The organism is Microbacterium shaanxiense (assembly GCF_054779995.1).
The window spans coordinates 20,668-35,519 of record NZ_BAAGXE010000004.1 but is presented as its reverse complement, the minus strand read 5'-3'; the positions used below and the strand labels follow the sequence as shown (position 1 = coordinate 35,519).

Here is a 14,852-nt window from a genome sequence, read left to right as displayed (position 1 = left end):
CTCAGATGACCGGTCGACCGATCGAGCCGATCACTCCGTCGATCAGCTGTCCGGACGCATCGCGCTTCGCTGGCGCCTCCGGCAGCGTGCGTACGGCACCGTCGGTACCCACCGCATAGGCGGGTGCGGCACCGACCCACGCCACGGTGAGGCGGTCCTCGCCGCGCAGGAACGAATGCGCACGCACACCACCGGTTCCTCGGCCCTTGCCCGGGAACTCCGCAAAGGCGGAGACCTTGGCCCGCCCGGCATCCGTCCCTGGGATGACACCATCGGCGCCCGAGACAGTGGCCACTGTCACGTCATCCGTGGCAGCGGTGGCTCCGAAGAAGAGCACCGCGGCGCCTGAGCCGAGCTTGATCCCGGCCATGCCACCGGCCGCTGCGCCCTGGGGACGCACTGCGGATGCGGTGAAATGAAGCAACTGGGCGTCGGAGGTGATGAACACGAGCTCGTCGTCGTCCGCAGCCGTCGCGGCACCGACCACCGTGTCGCCGGGCTTGAGCGAGATGACCTCGATCTCGGGGCGCACCGCCAGGCCGGAGGGCACGATGCGCTTGACCGTTCCCTGCGCGGTGCCCAGCGCGACGGGGACGTCGGAGGAGAGGTCCACCAGCGCGAGCACCTTCTCAGAACGCGAAGTGATGCCCAGGTAGTCGCGCAGCGGCGTTCCGGCGGCGAGCTGCACCGATGTCGCAGGGACGGACGGCAGGTCGACGGGGGAGAACCGCAGCAGACGCCCGGCGGTCGTGATCGCGCCCGCCTCCCCGCGCACCGTGGTGGTGGTCGTCGAAAGGATCGCGTCGTGCTTGCTGCGGCGGGCCGGTCGCGTGAGCTCCTGCCCCTCCGCGAGGTCGACCCGCACCGCGCGTCCCGTCGTCGACAGTGCCAGGATCGTGGGTGCGTCGGCGATCTGCAGATCCGCCTCACCGGGCTTGGCCCGACGCGGCGCGGCCGGCTTGCCGTTCATCAGCAGCGTGCGCCGCGGCGTGCCGTAGGCCTCGGCCGCGGCATCCAGTTCCTTCGCGACCTGCGCGCGCATCTGCACATCGCTGCCGAGCAGTTCGCGGAGCTGGGCGATCTCCGCCAGGAGCGCATCCCGCTCGGATTCCAGCTCGACGCGGGAGAACTTCGTCAGTCTGCGCAGGCGCAGCTCGAGGATGTACTCGGCCTGCGCTTCGGAAAGGTCGAACACGGTGCGCAGGCGCGAGCGCGCCTGCTCCGAGTCATCCGAGGAACGGATGACCTGGATGACCTCATCGATGTCGAGGATCGCCACGAGCAGACCCTCGACGAGGTGGAGGCGCTCTTCTCGTCGGGCGAGCCGGTAGCGGCTGCGTCGGGCTATCACCTCGAGGCGATGCCCCACGTAGACGCTGAGCATCTCTTTGAGGCCGAGCGTCCGCGGCTGGCCGTCCACGAGCGCCACGTTGTTGATGTTGAAGGAGTCTTCCAACGGGGTGAGGCGGTAGAGCTGCTCCAGGATGGCGTTCGGATCGAAGCCGGTCTTGATGCCGATCGCGACGCGCAGGCCATGCTGGCGGTCGGTGAGATCGTTGACGTCGCTGATGCCCTGCAGCTTCTTCGCCTGCACCGCGTCGCGGATCTTCTCGATCAGCCGTTCCGGGCCGACCATGTACGGCAGCTCAGTGACGATGATGCCCGTGCGCCGCGGACCGATGGATTCGACCGAGACCTTGCCCCGGACCTTGAACGCGCCGCGACCACTCGCGTAGGCGTCCTTGATCCCATCGAGTCCCATGATGATGCCGCCGGAGGGGAAATCGGGCCCTGGCACGAACTCCATCAGTTCGTCGAGACTGGCTTCGGGGTTCTCCAGCAGGTGGATCGCCGCCGCCACGACCTCGATCAGGTTGTGCGGCGCCATGTTCGTGGCCATGCCGACCGCGATGCCGCTGGCGCCGTTGACCAGCAGGTTGGGGAACGCCGCGGGCAGCACAGCGGGCTGCTGGAACTGACCGTCGTAGTTCGGGACGAAATCGACGACGTCCTCGTCGAGGTTCTCGGTGAGCGCGAGCGAGGCCGGGGCGAGGCGTGCTTCGGTGTAGCGGGAGGCTGCCGGTCCGTCGTCGAGGGAGCCGAAGTTGCCGTGCCCGTCCACGAGCGGAACACGGAGGGCGAAATCCTGGGAGAGACGCACGAGCGCGTCGTAGATGGCGGAGTCGCCGTGCGGGTGCAGCTTTCCCATCACCTCGCCCACGACGCGGGCGCTCTTGACGTGGCCGCGATCGGGGCGCAGACCCATCTCAGCCATCTGGTAGAGGATGCGGCGCTGCACGGGCTTGAGTCCGTCACGGGCGTCCGGGAGCGCGCGGGAGTAGATCACCGAGTAGGCGTACTCGAGGAATGATCCCTGCATCTCCGTGGACAGATCGATGTCCTGGATGCGCTCCTCGACGGGCTCGGCGGATTCGGTGCGGGGCATGGACTTCCTGGGGACGGTGCTGTGCCTGTGAAAGACTGGCTCGGATGTCACTGATTCTATCGTCCGCGCCCTCCGCAGCCCGCAGCCTGACCGGGGTGGCGGGGGACTTGCTGGGGGTGCTCGAGGGGGCTGACGGGCCGCTCGGGCACGCCCGCTCCGCCGTGCTCGTCATCGTCGACGGGCTCGGCGCGATCCAGCTGCGCGCGCACGCGGGTCATGCCCGTCACCTGACGGCCGGACTCGGCAAGAGGGACATCGCGTACTCGGTGTTCCCGACCACGACGGCTACCGCGCTGACGAGCATCCTCACCGGTGTCGAGCCCGCTGCGCACGGTCTGGTCGGCTATCGCGTGCTCGATCGCGAGCACGACCGGCTGGTCAACCAGCTCTCCGGTTGGGAGACCGACGGCATCGATCCGCTCGTCTGGCAACCGGTGCCGACCGTGTTCGAGCGGGCCGTCGAGGCAGGCCACGGCGCCTTCGCGGTCGGCTTCGCCGGGTATGCACGAAGCGGCTTCACCCGCGCGACCCTGCGGGGGGCCACATTCGTCGCCGCCGGGTCGCCTGCCGAACGGATCGCCGTCGCCTACCAGCTGGCGGCAGACAATGCGGGCTCTCTCGTCTACTGCTATCTGCCGGAGGTCGACAAGGCAGGGCACAAGCACGGCGTCGACTCCACGGAATGGATCACCGCGCTCGAAGAGATCGATGCCGCGCTCTCCGTCGTCCCGCCGAAGCATGTCGGAGTCCTCGTCACCGCAGACCACGGCATGATCGACGTGCCGGCGCATCGGCACGTGGTGCTGGACGAAGGCGACACGCGCTTCGATGGCGTGCGGCACATAGGGGGAGAGCCGCGCATGCTGCATGTGTATCTCGAGGCGGATGCCGATGCGGAGGACGCCGTTCAGAGATGGCGAGTCGCGAGCGAGGGTGACGCCGACGTGCTCAGCCGCGCGGAAGCGCTCGCGGGCGGACTGTTCGGCGCGTCAGCGACACCGGATGCGGTCTCGCGCATCGGAGACATCGTGGTGGCCGCGCGCGGCAACAAGGCTTTCTACGACGGAACCGCTGAGGATCAGCGTGCACGAGGCATGATCGGCCAGCACGGGGCGCTGTCGCCTGAAGAACGGCAGGTGCCGTACATCAGGAAGGGCGCCTTCGCGGCTTGAACGCATCGGCGGGCGCTCAGCGCGCGCTGGTCCCCGCTGAGCGGACGTCAGTCGTCGGTGCGTGCGCCGAAGACGATCTCGTCCCACGACGGCATGGCGTTGCGGCGCCGGCGACGGCCCTGGTTCTCCTGACTGGAGTCCTCGGGAGTCCGCTCGGCCGTGCGCGACGGCTTGGGCTCGACGTACTCCGGTTCGAGCGATTCGAACAGCGCGATCGGTCCTGACTCGTCGGGCCGATCGGAGTGCGAGGACGACTCGTCGTCGAGCAGCGGTGCACTTTCGCGCTGGCCACGGCGCCGTCGCAGCGCCTCGAGCAGGTCTGCCGTCTCGGCGCTCGTGACCGACTCGTCCGGAGCTCGCTTTATCGCGGCGGCCTGCGCGGCCGCGTTGGAACGCTCGGGGGCCGTGGGCTCCTCGACGTCGGCCTCGGGGGCGGGAAGCAGCCGGGGGCCGAACGCACCGGAATCGAAGCGGCTGTCGTCCTTGTACGGAGACTCGGTCCGGTCGCTGTCGACGGCGCGCAGACGGGGAATGAGCCCTTCTGGCAGCGACCCCTGGCGCGACAGCTGAGTCGCGTCGGCATTCAGGGGCGACAGCGCGCTCCGGCGGGGGTCGAAGGACCAGCGAGCGTCATGCGACACGTCATTGGCGACGAACTCCAGCTTCACGATCCAGCCGGAGTCCTCCTTCCAGCTCGCCCAGCGTTCGCCGGAGGCTTGAAGATCTGCGAGTTTGGCGTGGATCGCCACGCCGAAAGTGGGCTGCGCGTCTGGTTCGACCTCGCTGCCGATCAGCACAGGGACGGCGAGCGCCTGCCCGATGATGTGCTCGCGCTCCGCGAGCACGGGTCCTTCGAAGCGGGCGACCTCGTCGAGGCCGATGCCGAGGAGCTCGGCGACCTCGGCGGCGGACAGACCGGAACGGACGTGCGCCTGGATCTCGCGCGGGCTCGCGCTGACCTTCGGCGTGTCCTCCTGGTCGCGGCGGCGCGCGCGACGGATCTCACGCTGCAGCACGTCATCGATGGCGAGCGCGAATCGCTCGCCGGAACCGGTGGCGAGGATCAGCAGGTCGTCTTCGGTGCCGACGATAGTGACGTTTTCCATGCGAATGCCCCTCTGATGGGTGTCCGATCATGGTGTCACGGAGACGGCGTGAGTCCCGGGAATACGCTGGGCGTGCCGTGAGTTTGATCTGTCGCGCGTGGCGGCATTTGCTTATTGCCTCCGCGTCGTGCAAACTATGCCCGCCGCGTACCCGACGGCGCACCGCCCACTAGCACCATGAAAGTGGAGATCTACCGCATGGCAACCGACTACGACGCCCCCCGAAAGAGCGAAGACGACTCCGAGTCGATCGAAGCCCTCAAGGAGCGTGTGCCGGACAAACTGTCTGGCACGACCGGTGACGAGGACTCCGACAACCCGTCGAGTTTCGACCTCCCGGGTGCCGACCTCTCCGACCTCGAGCTCGATGTCGTCGTGCTGCCCGCGCAGCAGGACGAGTTCACCTGCATGAGCTGCTTCCTCGTGAAGCATCGCTCGCAGCTCGATCACGAAGGCGCAGAAGGTCCGATCTGCAAGGAGTGCGCTGCCTGACAGCAGACGCACCGCGTTCACGCGCCCCGGCCGGATGGCTTGGGGCGCGTTGTCGTTCCCGGACGGCGCGATCGGATGTGCGCGATGGCGAGCGCGGCGAAGACGAGCTGCCGGGTCAGACGGGCGTGGAAGCGGCGACCTGCGCGTCGCGGATCGCCGCGAGAAGCCGGTCCGGTGTGCGCGTCGAGATCGTCCAGCTCGTCACCGGATCGTCCGGATCGATGTTCTGCACGACGACCACACCGTCGATCCCGCCGCGGATCAGGTGCCAGCCGCGTGCGGGCAGCGCGGTGCCCCGCGCCTGTCGGGCGTCGTCGCCCACCAGTGCGACCCCTGAGCCGAGCCAGCGCGCATCGATGTGCGCCCTGCCGGCATGCAGCACGGTGCCTGTCACCCGTATGGCGGGCGATGCCGCGATCAGCAAGCCGATCAGCAGGACCGCGGCTGCGGCACCGATGAGCAGGGCAGGCAGCGAACCGAGCGGCGTGAAGGTGAGCGCCACCATCGGGCCGGCCACGGCTGCGGTCACGAGCAGCCACAGGCTCGGGGAAAGACGTTCGCGATAGCGAACGAGCGTGTCAGGTGCGGGGTTCTGCATTAGCCTCGTGGGGTGAGCGATTCCGTTGATCTCCCCATTATCGCGTCTGTGCTGCCGCACTACGCCCATCCGGGTGATGCCGGTGCCGATCTGGTGGCCGCCGAGGCCGTGCGTCTCGAGCCGGGTGAGCGCGCTCTCGTGCCCACCGGAGTGCGCATCGCGCTGCCGGACGGCTACGCGGCTTTCGTCGTGCCCCGCAGCGGCCTCGCCGCCAAGCACGGGATCACGATCGTCAATTCCCCCGGAACAGTGGACGCCGGTTACCGGGGCGAGATCAAGGTGAGCCTGCTCAACACGGACAGTTCGAGCGCGTACGATGTGGCGGTCGGCGACCGGATCGCCCAGCTGATCCTCATGCCGGTGACGAGGGCGAACTTCATCCCCGTCGACGAGCTTCCGGACAGTGCCCGCGGTGCAGGCGGATTCGGATCCACTGGATATCAGGCGCCGCAGCAGAGCGCCGAACAGGCAGGAACACGCAGATGACTGAAGAGATCACCCAGCCGACTTCGAAGTCGGCGCCGTCGAACCGCTCCACCGAGGGGCCGTTCGACGAGTCCGAGGCGAATCCGATCCGCCCGTACATCGACCTCGGCGGCATCAAGATCCTTCCCCGTGAAGGGCTGAATCTTCGTCTCGAGGTCGAAGAGCAGACCAAACGGATCGTCGCCGTCGGGCTCGACTATGCCGACTCGTCCCTTCAGGTGCAGCCGTTCGCCGCGCCGCGGACGCTCGGCCTGTGGCACGAGACGCGGATGCAGCTCGTGGATCAGGTCCGTCAGCAGGGTGGCCGCGTTGAGGAGCGGGAAGGGCCGCTCGGCAAGGAGCTGCTCGCCGAGGTGCCCAGCGCGGCCTCCGAGGGCTCCGAACTAAGGCTGGCACGATTCGTCGGCGTCGACGGCCCCCGCTGGTTCCTCCGCGGAGTGATCGGCGGAGCGGCGGCGTCCGACCCTGACGCCGCGGAGAAGATCGAGGATCTCTTCCGCTCGATCGTCGTGGTCCGCGGCGGCGCACCGATGCCGCCGCGAGACCTGATTCCGCTGAAGATGCCGGCGACGCCGGGATCCGCGTGAGCGGCGACCGCGAAGGCGAAGAGCCGCGCGAGCAGAGCACGTCGGAGCTGCTCGGCGCTGCACTCGGCGGAGCGGCACGCCGGGCCGGAATCGACCCCGCTGAGAATGCCAGCACGCAGAAGGTCGTCTGGTCCGCGATCGGCGGGTGGCGCGGGGTGCTCGAATCCGTGTTGCCGAGTCTCGCGTTCGTCATCCTGTTCACGCTCCGGCCGGAGCCGCTCATCCTGTCGCTCGGTGTCTCCGTCGGCCTCGCCGCGGTGTTCACGATCGTGCGCCTGGTGCAGAAATCACCACCGTCGGCAGCACTGGGCGGGCTGATCGCCGCCGGTGCGGCTGCGGCCCTGGCGCTATGGACCGGTCGCGGCGCGGACAACTTCGTTCCCGGGCTGATCACGAACGCCGTCTACGGGACGGCCTTCCTCGTGTCCGCCCTGATCGGATGGTCGCTGATCGGGATCGCGGCAGGGTTCCTCATGGGGGAGGCCACGGCCTGGCGCGGGGACAAGCGCAAGCGGCGCGCATTCCGTCTTCTCGGCATCGCGTGGGCCGCGCTGTTCTTCGCCCGACTCGCGGTGCAGCTGCCGCTGTACCTGACCGATCAGGTCACGGCTCTCGGAACACTGAAACTCGTCATGGGACTGCCGTTGTTCGCACCGCTCATCGCGGTCACCTGGCTCGTCGTCCGTGCGCTCTACCCCCGCGAGTCGCCGCAGGCCACAGCATCCGGTTCGTGATAGATTTATCTTGACATCAAGATAAATTGTGGGCTTTTGCCCGCGGCTCGCACGGCGCACACTGTTAGGTGTGCCTTGCTAGCCGACAGGCCCGCACGCGAGCAAGATGGAGTCGCCTGTCGCTTCCATCAGACAAGAAGGAGACGGATTCGTGTCCACGGTGAACAGCTTCGGTGCCAAGAGCACCCTGACGGTCGGCAGTACCGACTATGAGATCTTCCGAGTTGACGCGGTTCCCGGCTTCGAGAAGCTTCCGTTCAGCCTGAAGGTGCTCCTGGAGAACCTTCTTCGCACCGAAGACGGCGCGAATGTGACGAAGGCGCAGATCGAAGCGCTCGGCTCGTGGGATGCCGCGGCGGAGCCGAGCACCGAGATCCAGTTCTCGCCCGCGCGCGTGGTGATGCAGGACTTCACCGGTGTGCCGTGCATCGTCGACCTCGCGACCATGCGCGAGGCGGTCACCTCACTCGGTGGCGATCCCAACAAGATCAACCCGCTCTCGCCGGCCGAGATGGTCATCGACCACTCGGTCATCGCCGACCTGTTCGGGTCGGACAACGCGCTGGAGCGCAACGTCGAGATCGAGTACGAGCGCAACGGCGAGCGTTACCAGTTCCTGCGCTGGGGCCAGACGGCGTTCAACGACTTCAAGGTCGTTCCCCCCGGTACCGGCATCGTGCACCAGGTCAACATCGAGCACCTCGCCAAGGTCATCTACGACCGCGTCAACGGCGGTGTGCTCCAGGCCTACCCCGACACCTGTGTCGGCACCGACTCGCACACCACGATGGTCAACGGCCTCGGTGTGCTCGGCTGGGGCGTCGGCGGCATCGAAGCAGAGGCCGCGATGCTCGGACAGCCCGTGTCGATGCTCATCCCGCGGGTCGTGGGCTTCAAGCTGACCGGTGAGATCCCGGCCGGTGTCACGGCCACCGACGTGGTGCTGACGATCACCGACATGCTGCGCAAGCACGGTGTGGTCGGCAAGTTCGTCGAGTTCTACGGCGCGGGCGTCGCATCCGTTCCGCTCGCGAACCGCGCCACCATCGGAAACATGAGCCCGGAGTTCGGCTCGACGGCCGCGATCTTCCCGATCGACGACGTCACCACCGAGTACCTGCGTCTGACCGGCCGTGACGAGCAGGCCGTCGCGCTCGTCGAGGCGTATGCCAAGGAGCAGCGCCTCTGGCACGATGCCGACAACGAGCCCGTCTTCAGCGAGTACATGGAGCTCGATCTGGGGACCGTCGTCCCCTCGATCGCCGGACCCAAGCGCCCGCAGGACCGCATCCTCCTCTCTGAGGCCAAGACGCAGTTCGAGCAGGACATCGTCAACTACGCCGAACCGTCCACGTCGGATGACCTCGTCGACCTCGAGTCGAAGCACTCGTTCCCGGCGTCCGACCCCGGCCAGGTACCGGGGGAGGAGAACCACGACACCCGCCCGGTGCACATCTCCAGCGGCGTCAACGGCACGTCCAAGCCGGTTCCGGTCACGACTCCCGACGGTGAGAGCTACATCCTCGACCACGGCGCGGTGACGCTCGCGGCCATCACGTCGTGCACGAACACCTCCAACCCGTCGGTGATGATCGCGGCAGGTCTGCTCGCACGGAAGGCGCGCGAGCGCGGACTGAAGCAGAAGCCATGGGTGAAGACGACGCTCGGCCCCGGTTCCAAGGTCGTCACGGACTACTACGAGAAGTCCGGACTCGACAAGGACCTCGAGGGACTCGGGTTCTACACAGTCGGCTACGGCTGCACGATCTGCATCGGCAACTCCGGTCCGCTGATCGAAGAGGTCTCCGAGGCCATCAACGACAACGACCTCGCTGTCACCGCTGTGCTCTCGGGCAACCGCAACTTCGAGGGTCGGATCAGCCCCGACGTCAAGATGAACTATCTGGCCTCGCCGCCGCTCGTCGTCGCGTACGCGCTGGCAGGATCCATGCACTTCGACTTCGAGACCGATGCGCTCGGCAAGGACGAGAAGGGCGAGGACGTGTTCCTGAAGGACATCTGGCCCGCGCCGGGTGAGATCCAGGACATCATCGACTCGTCGATCTCGCGCGAGCAGTTCATCAAGCAGTACGCGACCGTCTTCGACGGCGACGAGCGCTGGACGAGCCTGCCCACCCCGACCGGCCCGATCTTCGAGTGGGACGACCAGTCGACCTACGTGCGTCGTCCTCCGTACTTCGAGGGCATGACGATGGAGCTGACCCCGGTCAGCGACATCACCGGCGCGCGTGTGCTGGCGACCCTGGGCGATTCGGTCACGACCGACCACATCAGCCCTGCCGGCAACATCAAGATCGGCACGCCGGCGGCGAAGTACCTCGAGGAGCACGGCGTGCGCCAGAAGGACTTCAACTCCTTCGGGTCGCGCCGAGGCAACCACGAGGTGATGATCCGCGGCACGTTCGCGAACATCCGCTTGAGGAACCAGCTGGTTCGCGCGGTCAACGACGGTGCGGAGGTCGAGGGTGGATTCACCCGCGACTTCACGCAGACGGACGCACCGCAGTCGTTCATCTATGACGCCAGCCAGAACTACCAGGAGGCCGGCACTCCGCTGGTGATCTTCGGTGGCAAGGAGTACGGCTCCGGCTCCTCCCGCGACTGGGCGGCCAAGGGCACCAGCCTGCTGGGCGTCAAGGCGGTCATCACCGAGAGCTTCGAGCGCATCCACCGCTCGAACCTCATCGGCATGGGCGTCGTTCCGCTGCAGTTCCCGGCGGGCGAGAGCTGGGAGTCACTGGGACTCGACGGTACCGAGGTCGTCTCGATCAGCGGTCTGGAAGAGCTCAACAACGGCACCACTCCGAAGACGGTCCACGTGACGGCCTCCCCGAGCGAGCACTCGCCTGAGGGCAAGCAGGTCGTGGAGTTCGACGCGGTCGTCCGCATCGACACACCCGGTGAAGCCGACTACTACCGCAACGGCGGCATCCTGCAGTACGTGCTGCGTTCACTCGTCTGATCGATCGCACAGGAGGGCCCGGGCGCACAGCGCCCGGGCCCTCCTGGCATACCCGGTGCGCTCGCGCCGCGCAAGCGGGTTAACCGTAAGTTCTCGGGCTGCGAGGATAGAATCGACGGATGGAACCGACCGGCTGACCGGCACTGTTCCCGGAACGAGGAGGAGGGCGGATGCCGATTCTGCAGCGCATCAGCGGACCACGAGATCTCGATGACCTCACCCTTGACGAACTCGTGGAGCTCGCCGCAGAGACCAGAGAGTTCCTCGTGCAGAACGTCTCGCGAACGGGAGGGCATCTGGGTCCCAACCTCGGTGTCGTCGAACTCACGATCGCGCTGCACCGCGTCTTCGAATCGCCCGCTGACCCGATCATCTTCGACACCGGTCATCAGTCGTACGTCCACAAGCTGCTCACGGGCAGGCAGGACTTCTCGGCTCTTCGCGTGCGTGGTGGGCTCGCCGGCTACCCGCAACGCAGTGAGAGCCCGCACGACGTCGTGGAGTCCTCCCACGCGTCCAGCTCGCTGAGCTGGGCGGACGGCGTCTCCAGGGCCCTGACGGCCACCGGGCGGTCGGATCGTCATGTCGTGGCCGTCGTGGGTGACGGCGCTCTCACGGGCGGGATGACGTGGGAGGCACTGAACAACATCACCGACGACAACGACCGCAATCTCGTGATCGTCGTCAACGACAACGGGCGCTCCTACGCTCCGACGATCGGCGGCATGTCCCGCTATCTCAACCGCGTGCGCACGGCGGCGGCTTACAAGGACCTGCACCGCAAGTCCGACCGGCTCTTCCGCGTGTTCGGTCCGGTGGGTCGCGCGATGTTCCGCGGCATCCGAGGCGGCACGCACGGGTTCCTGTCCCGCTTCACGAACAACGAGGCGCTGTATTCCAATCTCGACATAAAGTACCTCGGACCCGTCGACGGCCATGACATACCGGCACTGCTCGAGACACTCGAGCTCGCCAAGTCCTACGGTGCTCCAGTGCTCGTGCACGCCATAACCCAGAAGGGGCGTGGTTACCAGCCCGCACGCGACGACGAGGCCGACCAGTTCCATGCCGTCAATCGCATAGATCCGGTGACCGGCGAATCGCTGTCGAGCAGCGGGCAGAGCTGGACTGATGTGTTCTCCGATTCGCTGGTGCGCGTGGGGGAGCGCGACCCGAAGGTCATCGCGATGACCGCGGCGATGCTCCGACCGACCGGCCTCGCTCCGTTCGCGGAGCGCTTCCCCGACCGCGTGTACGACGTCGGGATCGCCGAGCAGCACGCCGTGGCATCCGCCGCCGGGCTCGCCTTCGGCGGGCTGCATCCGGTTGTCGCCCTCTACGCCACCTTCATGGGGCGCGCCTTCGACCAGGTGCTGATGGACGTCGCCCTGCACAGAGCCGGTGTCACGTTCGTCCTGGACAGAGCGGGCGTCACCGGGCCCGACGGACCCAGCCACCACGGCATGTGGGATCTCGCGATGCTGCAGATCGTGCCGCACATCCGCATCGCGGCACCTCGCGACGGCGCGCGGCTCAAGGAAGCCCTCGACGAGGCGGTGGCCGTCGAAGACGCGCCGACCGTCATCCGGTTCCCGAAGGGTGAGGTCGCCGCGGACATCCCCGCGATCGAGCGCATCGATGACGGTGTCGATGTGCTGTCGCGCGGCGAGAGCGAAGACGTGCTGATCGTCGCGATCGGACCGTTCGCCGCCATGGCCATGGATGTCGCCGCGCGTCTTCGTGCGCAGGGCATCGGTGCGACGGTCATCGACCCGCGCTGGGCGATCCCCGTGCAGCGTTCGGTCATCGACCTGGCGCGGGCTCACCGTCTGGTGATCACTCTGGAGGACGGCATCCGCGTGGGCGGCATCGGCACGCGCGTGCGCCAGGTGCTTCGCGAGGCCGGCATCGACACGGCAGTGGATGAGCTGGGGCTGCCGGATGAGTTCATCGATCATGCATCCCGTGATCAGATCCTCGCGGATGCGGGGCTCACGGCGCCGAAGATCGCACAGGACATCGTGTCGCAGGTGCTCGGCACCCGAATTCCCGTCGCCCGCAATGCGGGGGAGACCGGCGCCATCGACCTGCCTCTGCACGACCGGCGCTGAGTCGCGTCAGAGCGAGTCCTCGACGGCGGCGTCGGGGTCGATTCGTGCGATCCGTCGCCGGGCGCGCCGAGTAATCCCTCGATCCGCTCGCACCGCTTCACGCGCGACCGACCACCACCCGAATGACACGGCAATCGCGCTGAGGGCTCCTGCGATGAGAGCGGCGAAGATCACGGGCTCGACGATCGACGATCCACCGCGGACAAAGGCCAGCGCATACGAGCCACCGCCGATGAGTGCACCGAACCCGAAGCCGTACAGGGCGAAGGCGATCACGTGCACCCTGACACGCCGCTCGTGTTGCAGAGCCGTGGCGATGCGACGCGCGATCGGGATGCCGATGACGAGGCTCACTCCGGAGATCGCTCCGCCGACGAGCAGCGACACCACCAGTACGAGCAAGAGGAGCATCAGCGTCGATCCAGCCGAGCTCCACAATCCGAGCGGATCGCTGATCACGACCGCCACGACCTCGAGCGCGAGTAGCAGCAGCAGGAAGATGCCCCACGCGCGCATTGCTCCTCGCCAGAACTCGTCGCGTGTGAAGGCCATCGGGGCATCAGTGGTACGCGGACTCGACGATGCCGCGCTCATGATCGCACCTCTGCGACGAGCGTGAGCAGTTGGCGTGACACGGCATGGATGCCTGGAATCTTGACGAAAGGCAGTGCGAGTCCCAGCAGGCGCAGACCGGCGTCTAGTATCCGCTTGGTCTGATTCGCCTCGACGGAGGAGTCATAAGTCCAGCGCAGCACGAGGGCGAGATAGGCGACGAACAGCGCCTTCGGCAGCAGAGCCGCGATGTCATCAGGCAGACGATGCTGCGCGCCGTCGACCGCCTTTCGGAACAGTTCGATCGTCATCTCCCGCGCCGGGTCGGATTCCTCCGCCAGCGGGTTGAGAGGCGAGTCCGGTGGGATCATCGCGGCGAGGAATCCGGGAGCGACGCGCTGGTACGGCGTGACCGACGTCAGTCCGGTGTCGAAGACGACACGCAGCCTGTCGACAAGGCCGCTTTTCGTGTTGAGCTGCGGTTCAGCCAGCGCAGCGTGCTCGTGCTGCACGCGGACGTAGAGCTCCTGCACCAGGTGCATCTTGGATGGGTAGTAGTAATAGGCGTTGCTCACCGAGACCTCGGCAATGTTGGCGATGGCCCGCATCGTCGTGTCGGTGTATCCGTGCTCGATGAATGAAGCGATGGCAGCATCGCGGATCCTCGCTCGCGTGCGCTCGCTCTTGGTCTGCGGCCGGTCGCCTGTTTCGAACATGTTCAAAAAGTACCACAGACGTGTCTCACACAGAGCACTAGACGACCGTCGCTCAGTTGAGTGCGTGCAGCGCGGCGACGGCGGCGGACCCGCGGTCCGTCTCCCGCAGCGCCTGCGAGAGGAGGTACCCGTCGGTGAGGGCGTCGCCGGTGATCATGACGGAGAGGATCTCGATGCCGCCGGCGGACTGCGCGCGCTCCGCGCACTGGGAGAGGACCATGACGTTGACGTCCTCGTTGCGTGGCAGCACCGCGCCGTCGGTCGCGTGGATGACGTCTCGCAGAGCGGCGCCGACGATGTTGGCCGCCCGTTCTTTCACATTCACGACGTCGAGTTCGAAGACGCGAAGATCTCGCCCCGAGGGGACGGGGCGCCATTCGAATGACGCGTGGATGAGATGCTGATGCCCTGTTGCGCCGGTGAGATGACGCGCGGGCAGATCCGTCGATCGGACACGAACGTCGATGAGTTTGTACCAGTAGAAGAGCGGGAACGCCCCGTGCGAGCCGGAGTGGAGCACGACCACCTCGCCCGCCGTGCCCTTGCCGGTGCGCACGCTGCGCGATGTGGGCTTGCGGACGATGGGTTTGCCGTTGCGGGTTCGGATCGCCGCCCACCCCTCGTCGACGGTCACGATGAAGAGCTTCAGGAGCGCAGGAACCACGAGCAACGTGGTCAGGACGGCAGTGCCGGATTTGACGAGAGTGCTCATTGTCCCGGTTCCCAGTGCGCTGAATATCGCATCCACACTCACACTCTGCCTGCTCACCTGCGCGACACGGCACCAGTTCACGGTCCAGCACGAGTTGTTCACCCGGATTTCGTGAGTGGTTGGCCGCTTGGACGCAGTGAAGGGGCCGCGTCCGAGG

Annotated in this window: 13 protein-coding genes; 7 read left to right on the top strand and 6 right to left on the bottom strand. The window is 67.0% G+C overall.

Going from position 1 to position 14,852, the window contains the following annotated elements; all coding sequences use genetic code 11:
* Position 1 precedes the first annotated feature (1 nt).
* A complete protein-coding gene (locus tag ACYVG2_RS13620) occupies positions 2 to 2,446 on the bottom strand; it encodes a DNA gyrase/topoisomerase IV subunit A (protein WP_448965625.1) in 2,445 nt (814 codons plus the stop codon).
* A 44-nt stretch (positions 2,447 to 2,490) separates the two neighbouring features.
* On the opposite strand from ACYVG2_RS13620, the gene ACYVG2_RS13615 reads away from it, so the two are divergent.
* Positions 2,491 to 3,618, top strand: a complete 1,128-nt coding sequence (locus tag ACYVG2_RS13615; protein ID WP_460781508.1) for an alkaline phosphatase family protein — start codon at positions 2,491 to 2,493, stop codon at positions 3,616 to 3,618.
* Between the two features lie 47 nt (positions 3,619 to 3,665).
* Here ACYVG2_RS13615 and sepH read toward each other — a convergent pair whose 3' ends face one another.
* Complete coding sequence (sepH, locus tag ACYVG2_RS13610; protein ID WP_460781507.1) at positions 3,666 to 4,724, bottom strand: septation protein SepH; 1,059 nt, start codon at positions 4,722 to 4,724, stop codon at positions 3,666 to 3,668.
* 198 nt (positions 4,725 to 4,922) lie between these two features.
* Between sepH and ACYVG2_RS13605 the strand changes: the two genes are divergently transcribed.
* A complete protein-coding gene (locus ACYVG2_RS13605; protein WP_033107339.1) occupies positions 4,923 to 5,216 on the top strand; it encodes a DUF4193 domain-containing protein in 294 nt (97 codons plus the stop codon).
* Between the two features lie 115 nt (positions 5,217 to 5,331).
* Here the strand turns inward: ACYVG2_RS13605 and ACYVG2_RS13600 are convergent, their stop codons facing one another.
* Positions 5,332 to 5,814 (bottom strand): DUF3093 domain-containing protein, encoded by a 483-nt coding sequence (locus tag ACYVG2_RS13600; RefSeq protein ID WP_460781506.1) that lies wholly within the window; start codon positions 5,812 to 5,814, stop codon positions 5,332 to 5,334.
* Between the two features lie 12 nt (positions 5,815 to 5,826).
* Between ACYVG2_RS13600 and dut the strand changes: the two genes are divergently transcribed.
* The 5 genes from dut to dxs all read left to right on the top strand — a co-directional run bounded on the left by dut (position 5,827) and on the right by dxs (position 12,715).
* Complete coding sequence (gene dut, locus ACYVG2_RS13595) at positions 5,827 to 6,300, top strand: dUTP diphosphatase (RefSeq protein WP_460781505.1); 474 nt, start codon at positions 5,827 to 5,829, stop codon at positions 6,298 to 6,300.
* Positions 6,297 to 6,887 (top strand): DUF3710 domain-containing protein, encoded by a 591-nt coding sequence (locus ACYVG2_RS13590; RefSeq protein ID WP_460781504.1) that lies wholly within the window; start codon positions 6,297 to 6,299, stop codon positions 6,885 to 6,887. The genes dut and ACYVG2_RS13590 overlap by 4 nt, the downstream gene beginning before the upstream one ends.
* Positions 6,884 to 7,621: a DUF3159 domain-containing protein gene (locus ACYVG2_RS13585; RefSeq protein ID WP_460781503.1), complete on the top strand. Its 738-nt coding sequence runs from the start codon at positions 6,884 to 6,886 to the stop codon at positions 7,619 to 7,621. Before ACYVG2_RS13590 ends, ACYVG2_RS13585 begins: the two co-directional genes overlap by 4 nt.
* Positions 7,622 to 7,727: 106 nt before the next feature.
* Positions 7,728 to 10,604: an aconitate hydratase AcnA gene (acnA, locus tag ACYVG2_RS13580; RefSeq protein WP_460781502.1), complete on the top strand. Its 2,877-nt coding sequence runs from the start codon at positions 7,728 to 7,730 to the stop codon at positions 10,602 to 10,604.
* A gap of 170 nt (positions 10,605 to 10,774) precedes the next feature.
* Positions 10,775 to 12,715, top strand: coding sequence for a 1-deoxy-D-xylulose-5-phosphate synthase (gene dxs, locus ACYVG2_RS13575; protein ID WP_460781501.1), 1,941 nt, complete (start codon positions 10,775 to 10,777; stop codon positions 12,713 to 12,715).
* 6 nt (positions 12,716 to 12,721) lie between these two features.
* Here the strand turns inward: dxs and ACYVG2_RS13570 are convergent, their stop codons facing one another.
* From ACYVG2_RS13570 to ACYVG2_RS13560, 3 genes are read right to left on the bottom strand one after another with little or no spacing between them, the layout of a single operon-like run.
* Positions 12,722 to 13,309 (bottom strand): hypothetical protein, encoded by a 588-nt coding sequence (locus tag ACYVG2_RS13570; protein ID WP_460781500.1) that lies wholly within the window; start codon positions 13,307 to 13,309, stop codon positions 12,722 to 12,724.
* On the bottom strand, positions 13,306 to 13,983 hold the full coding sequence (locus ACYVG2_RS13565; RefSeq protein WP_460781499.1) for a TetR/AcrR family transcriptional regulator: 678 nt from the start codon (positions 13,981 to 13,983) through the stop codon (positions 13,306 to 13,308). The genes ACYVG2_RS13570 and ACYVG2_RS13565 overlap by 4 nt, the downstream gene beginning before the upstream one ends.
* A gap of 52 nt (positions 13,984 to 14,035) precedes the next feature.
* Positions 14,036 to 14,695, bottom strand: coding sequence for an SPFH domain-containing protein (locus tag ACYVG2_RS13560; protein WP_235272443.1), 660 nt, complete (start codon positions 14,693 to 14,695; stop codon positions 14,036 to 14,038).
* Positions 14,696 to 14,852 lie beyond the last annotated feature (157 nt).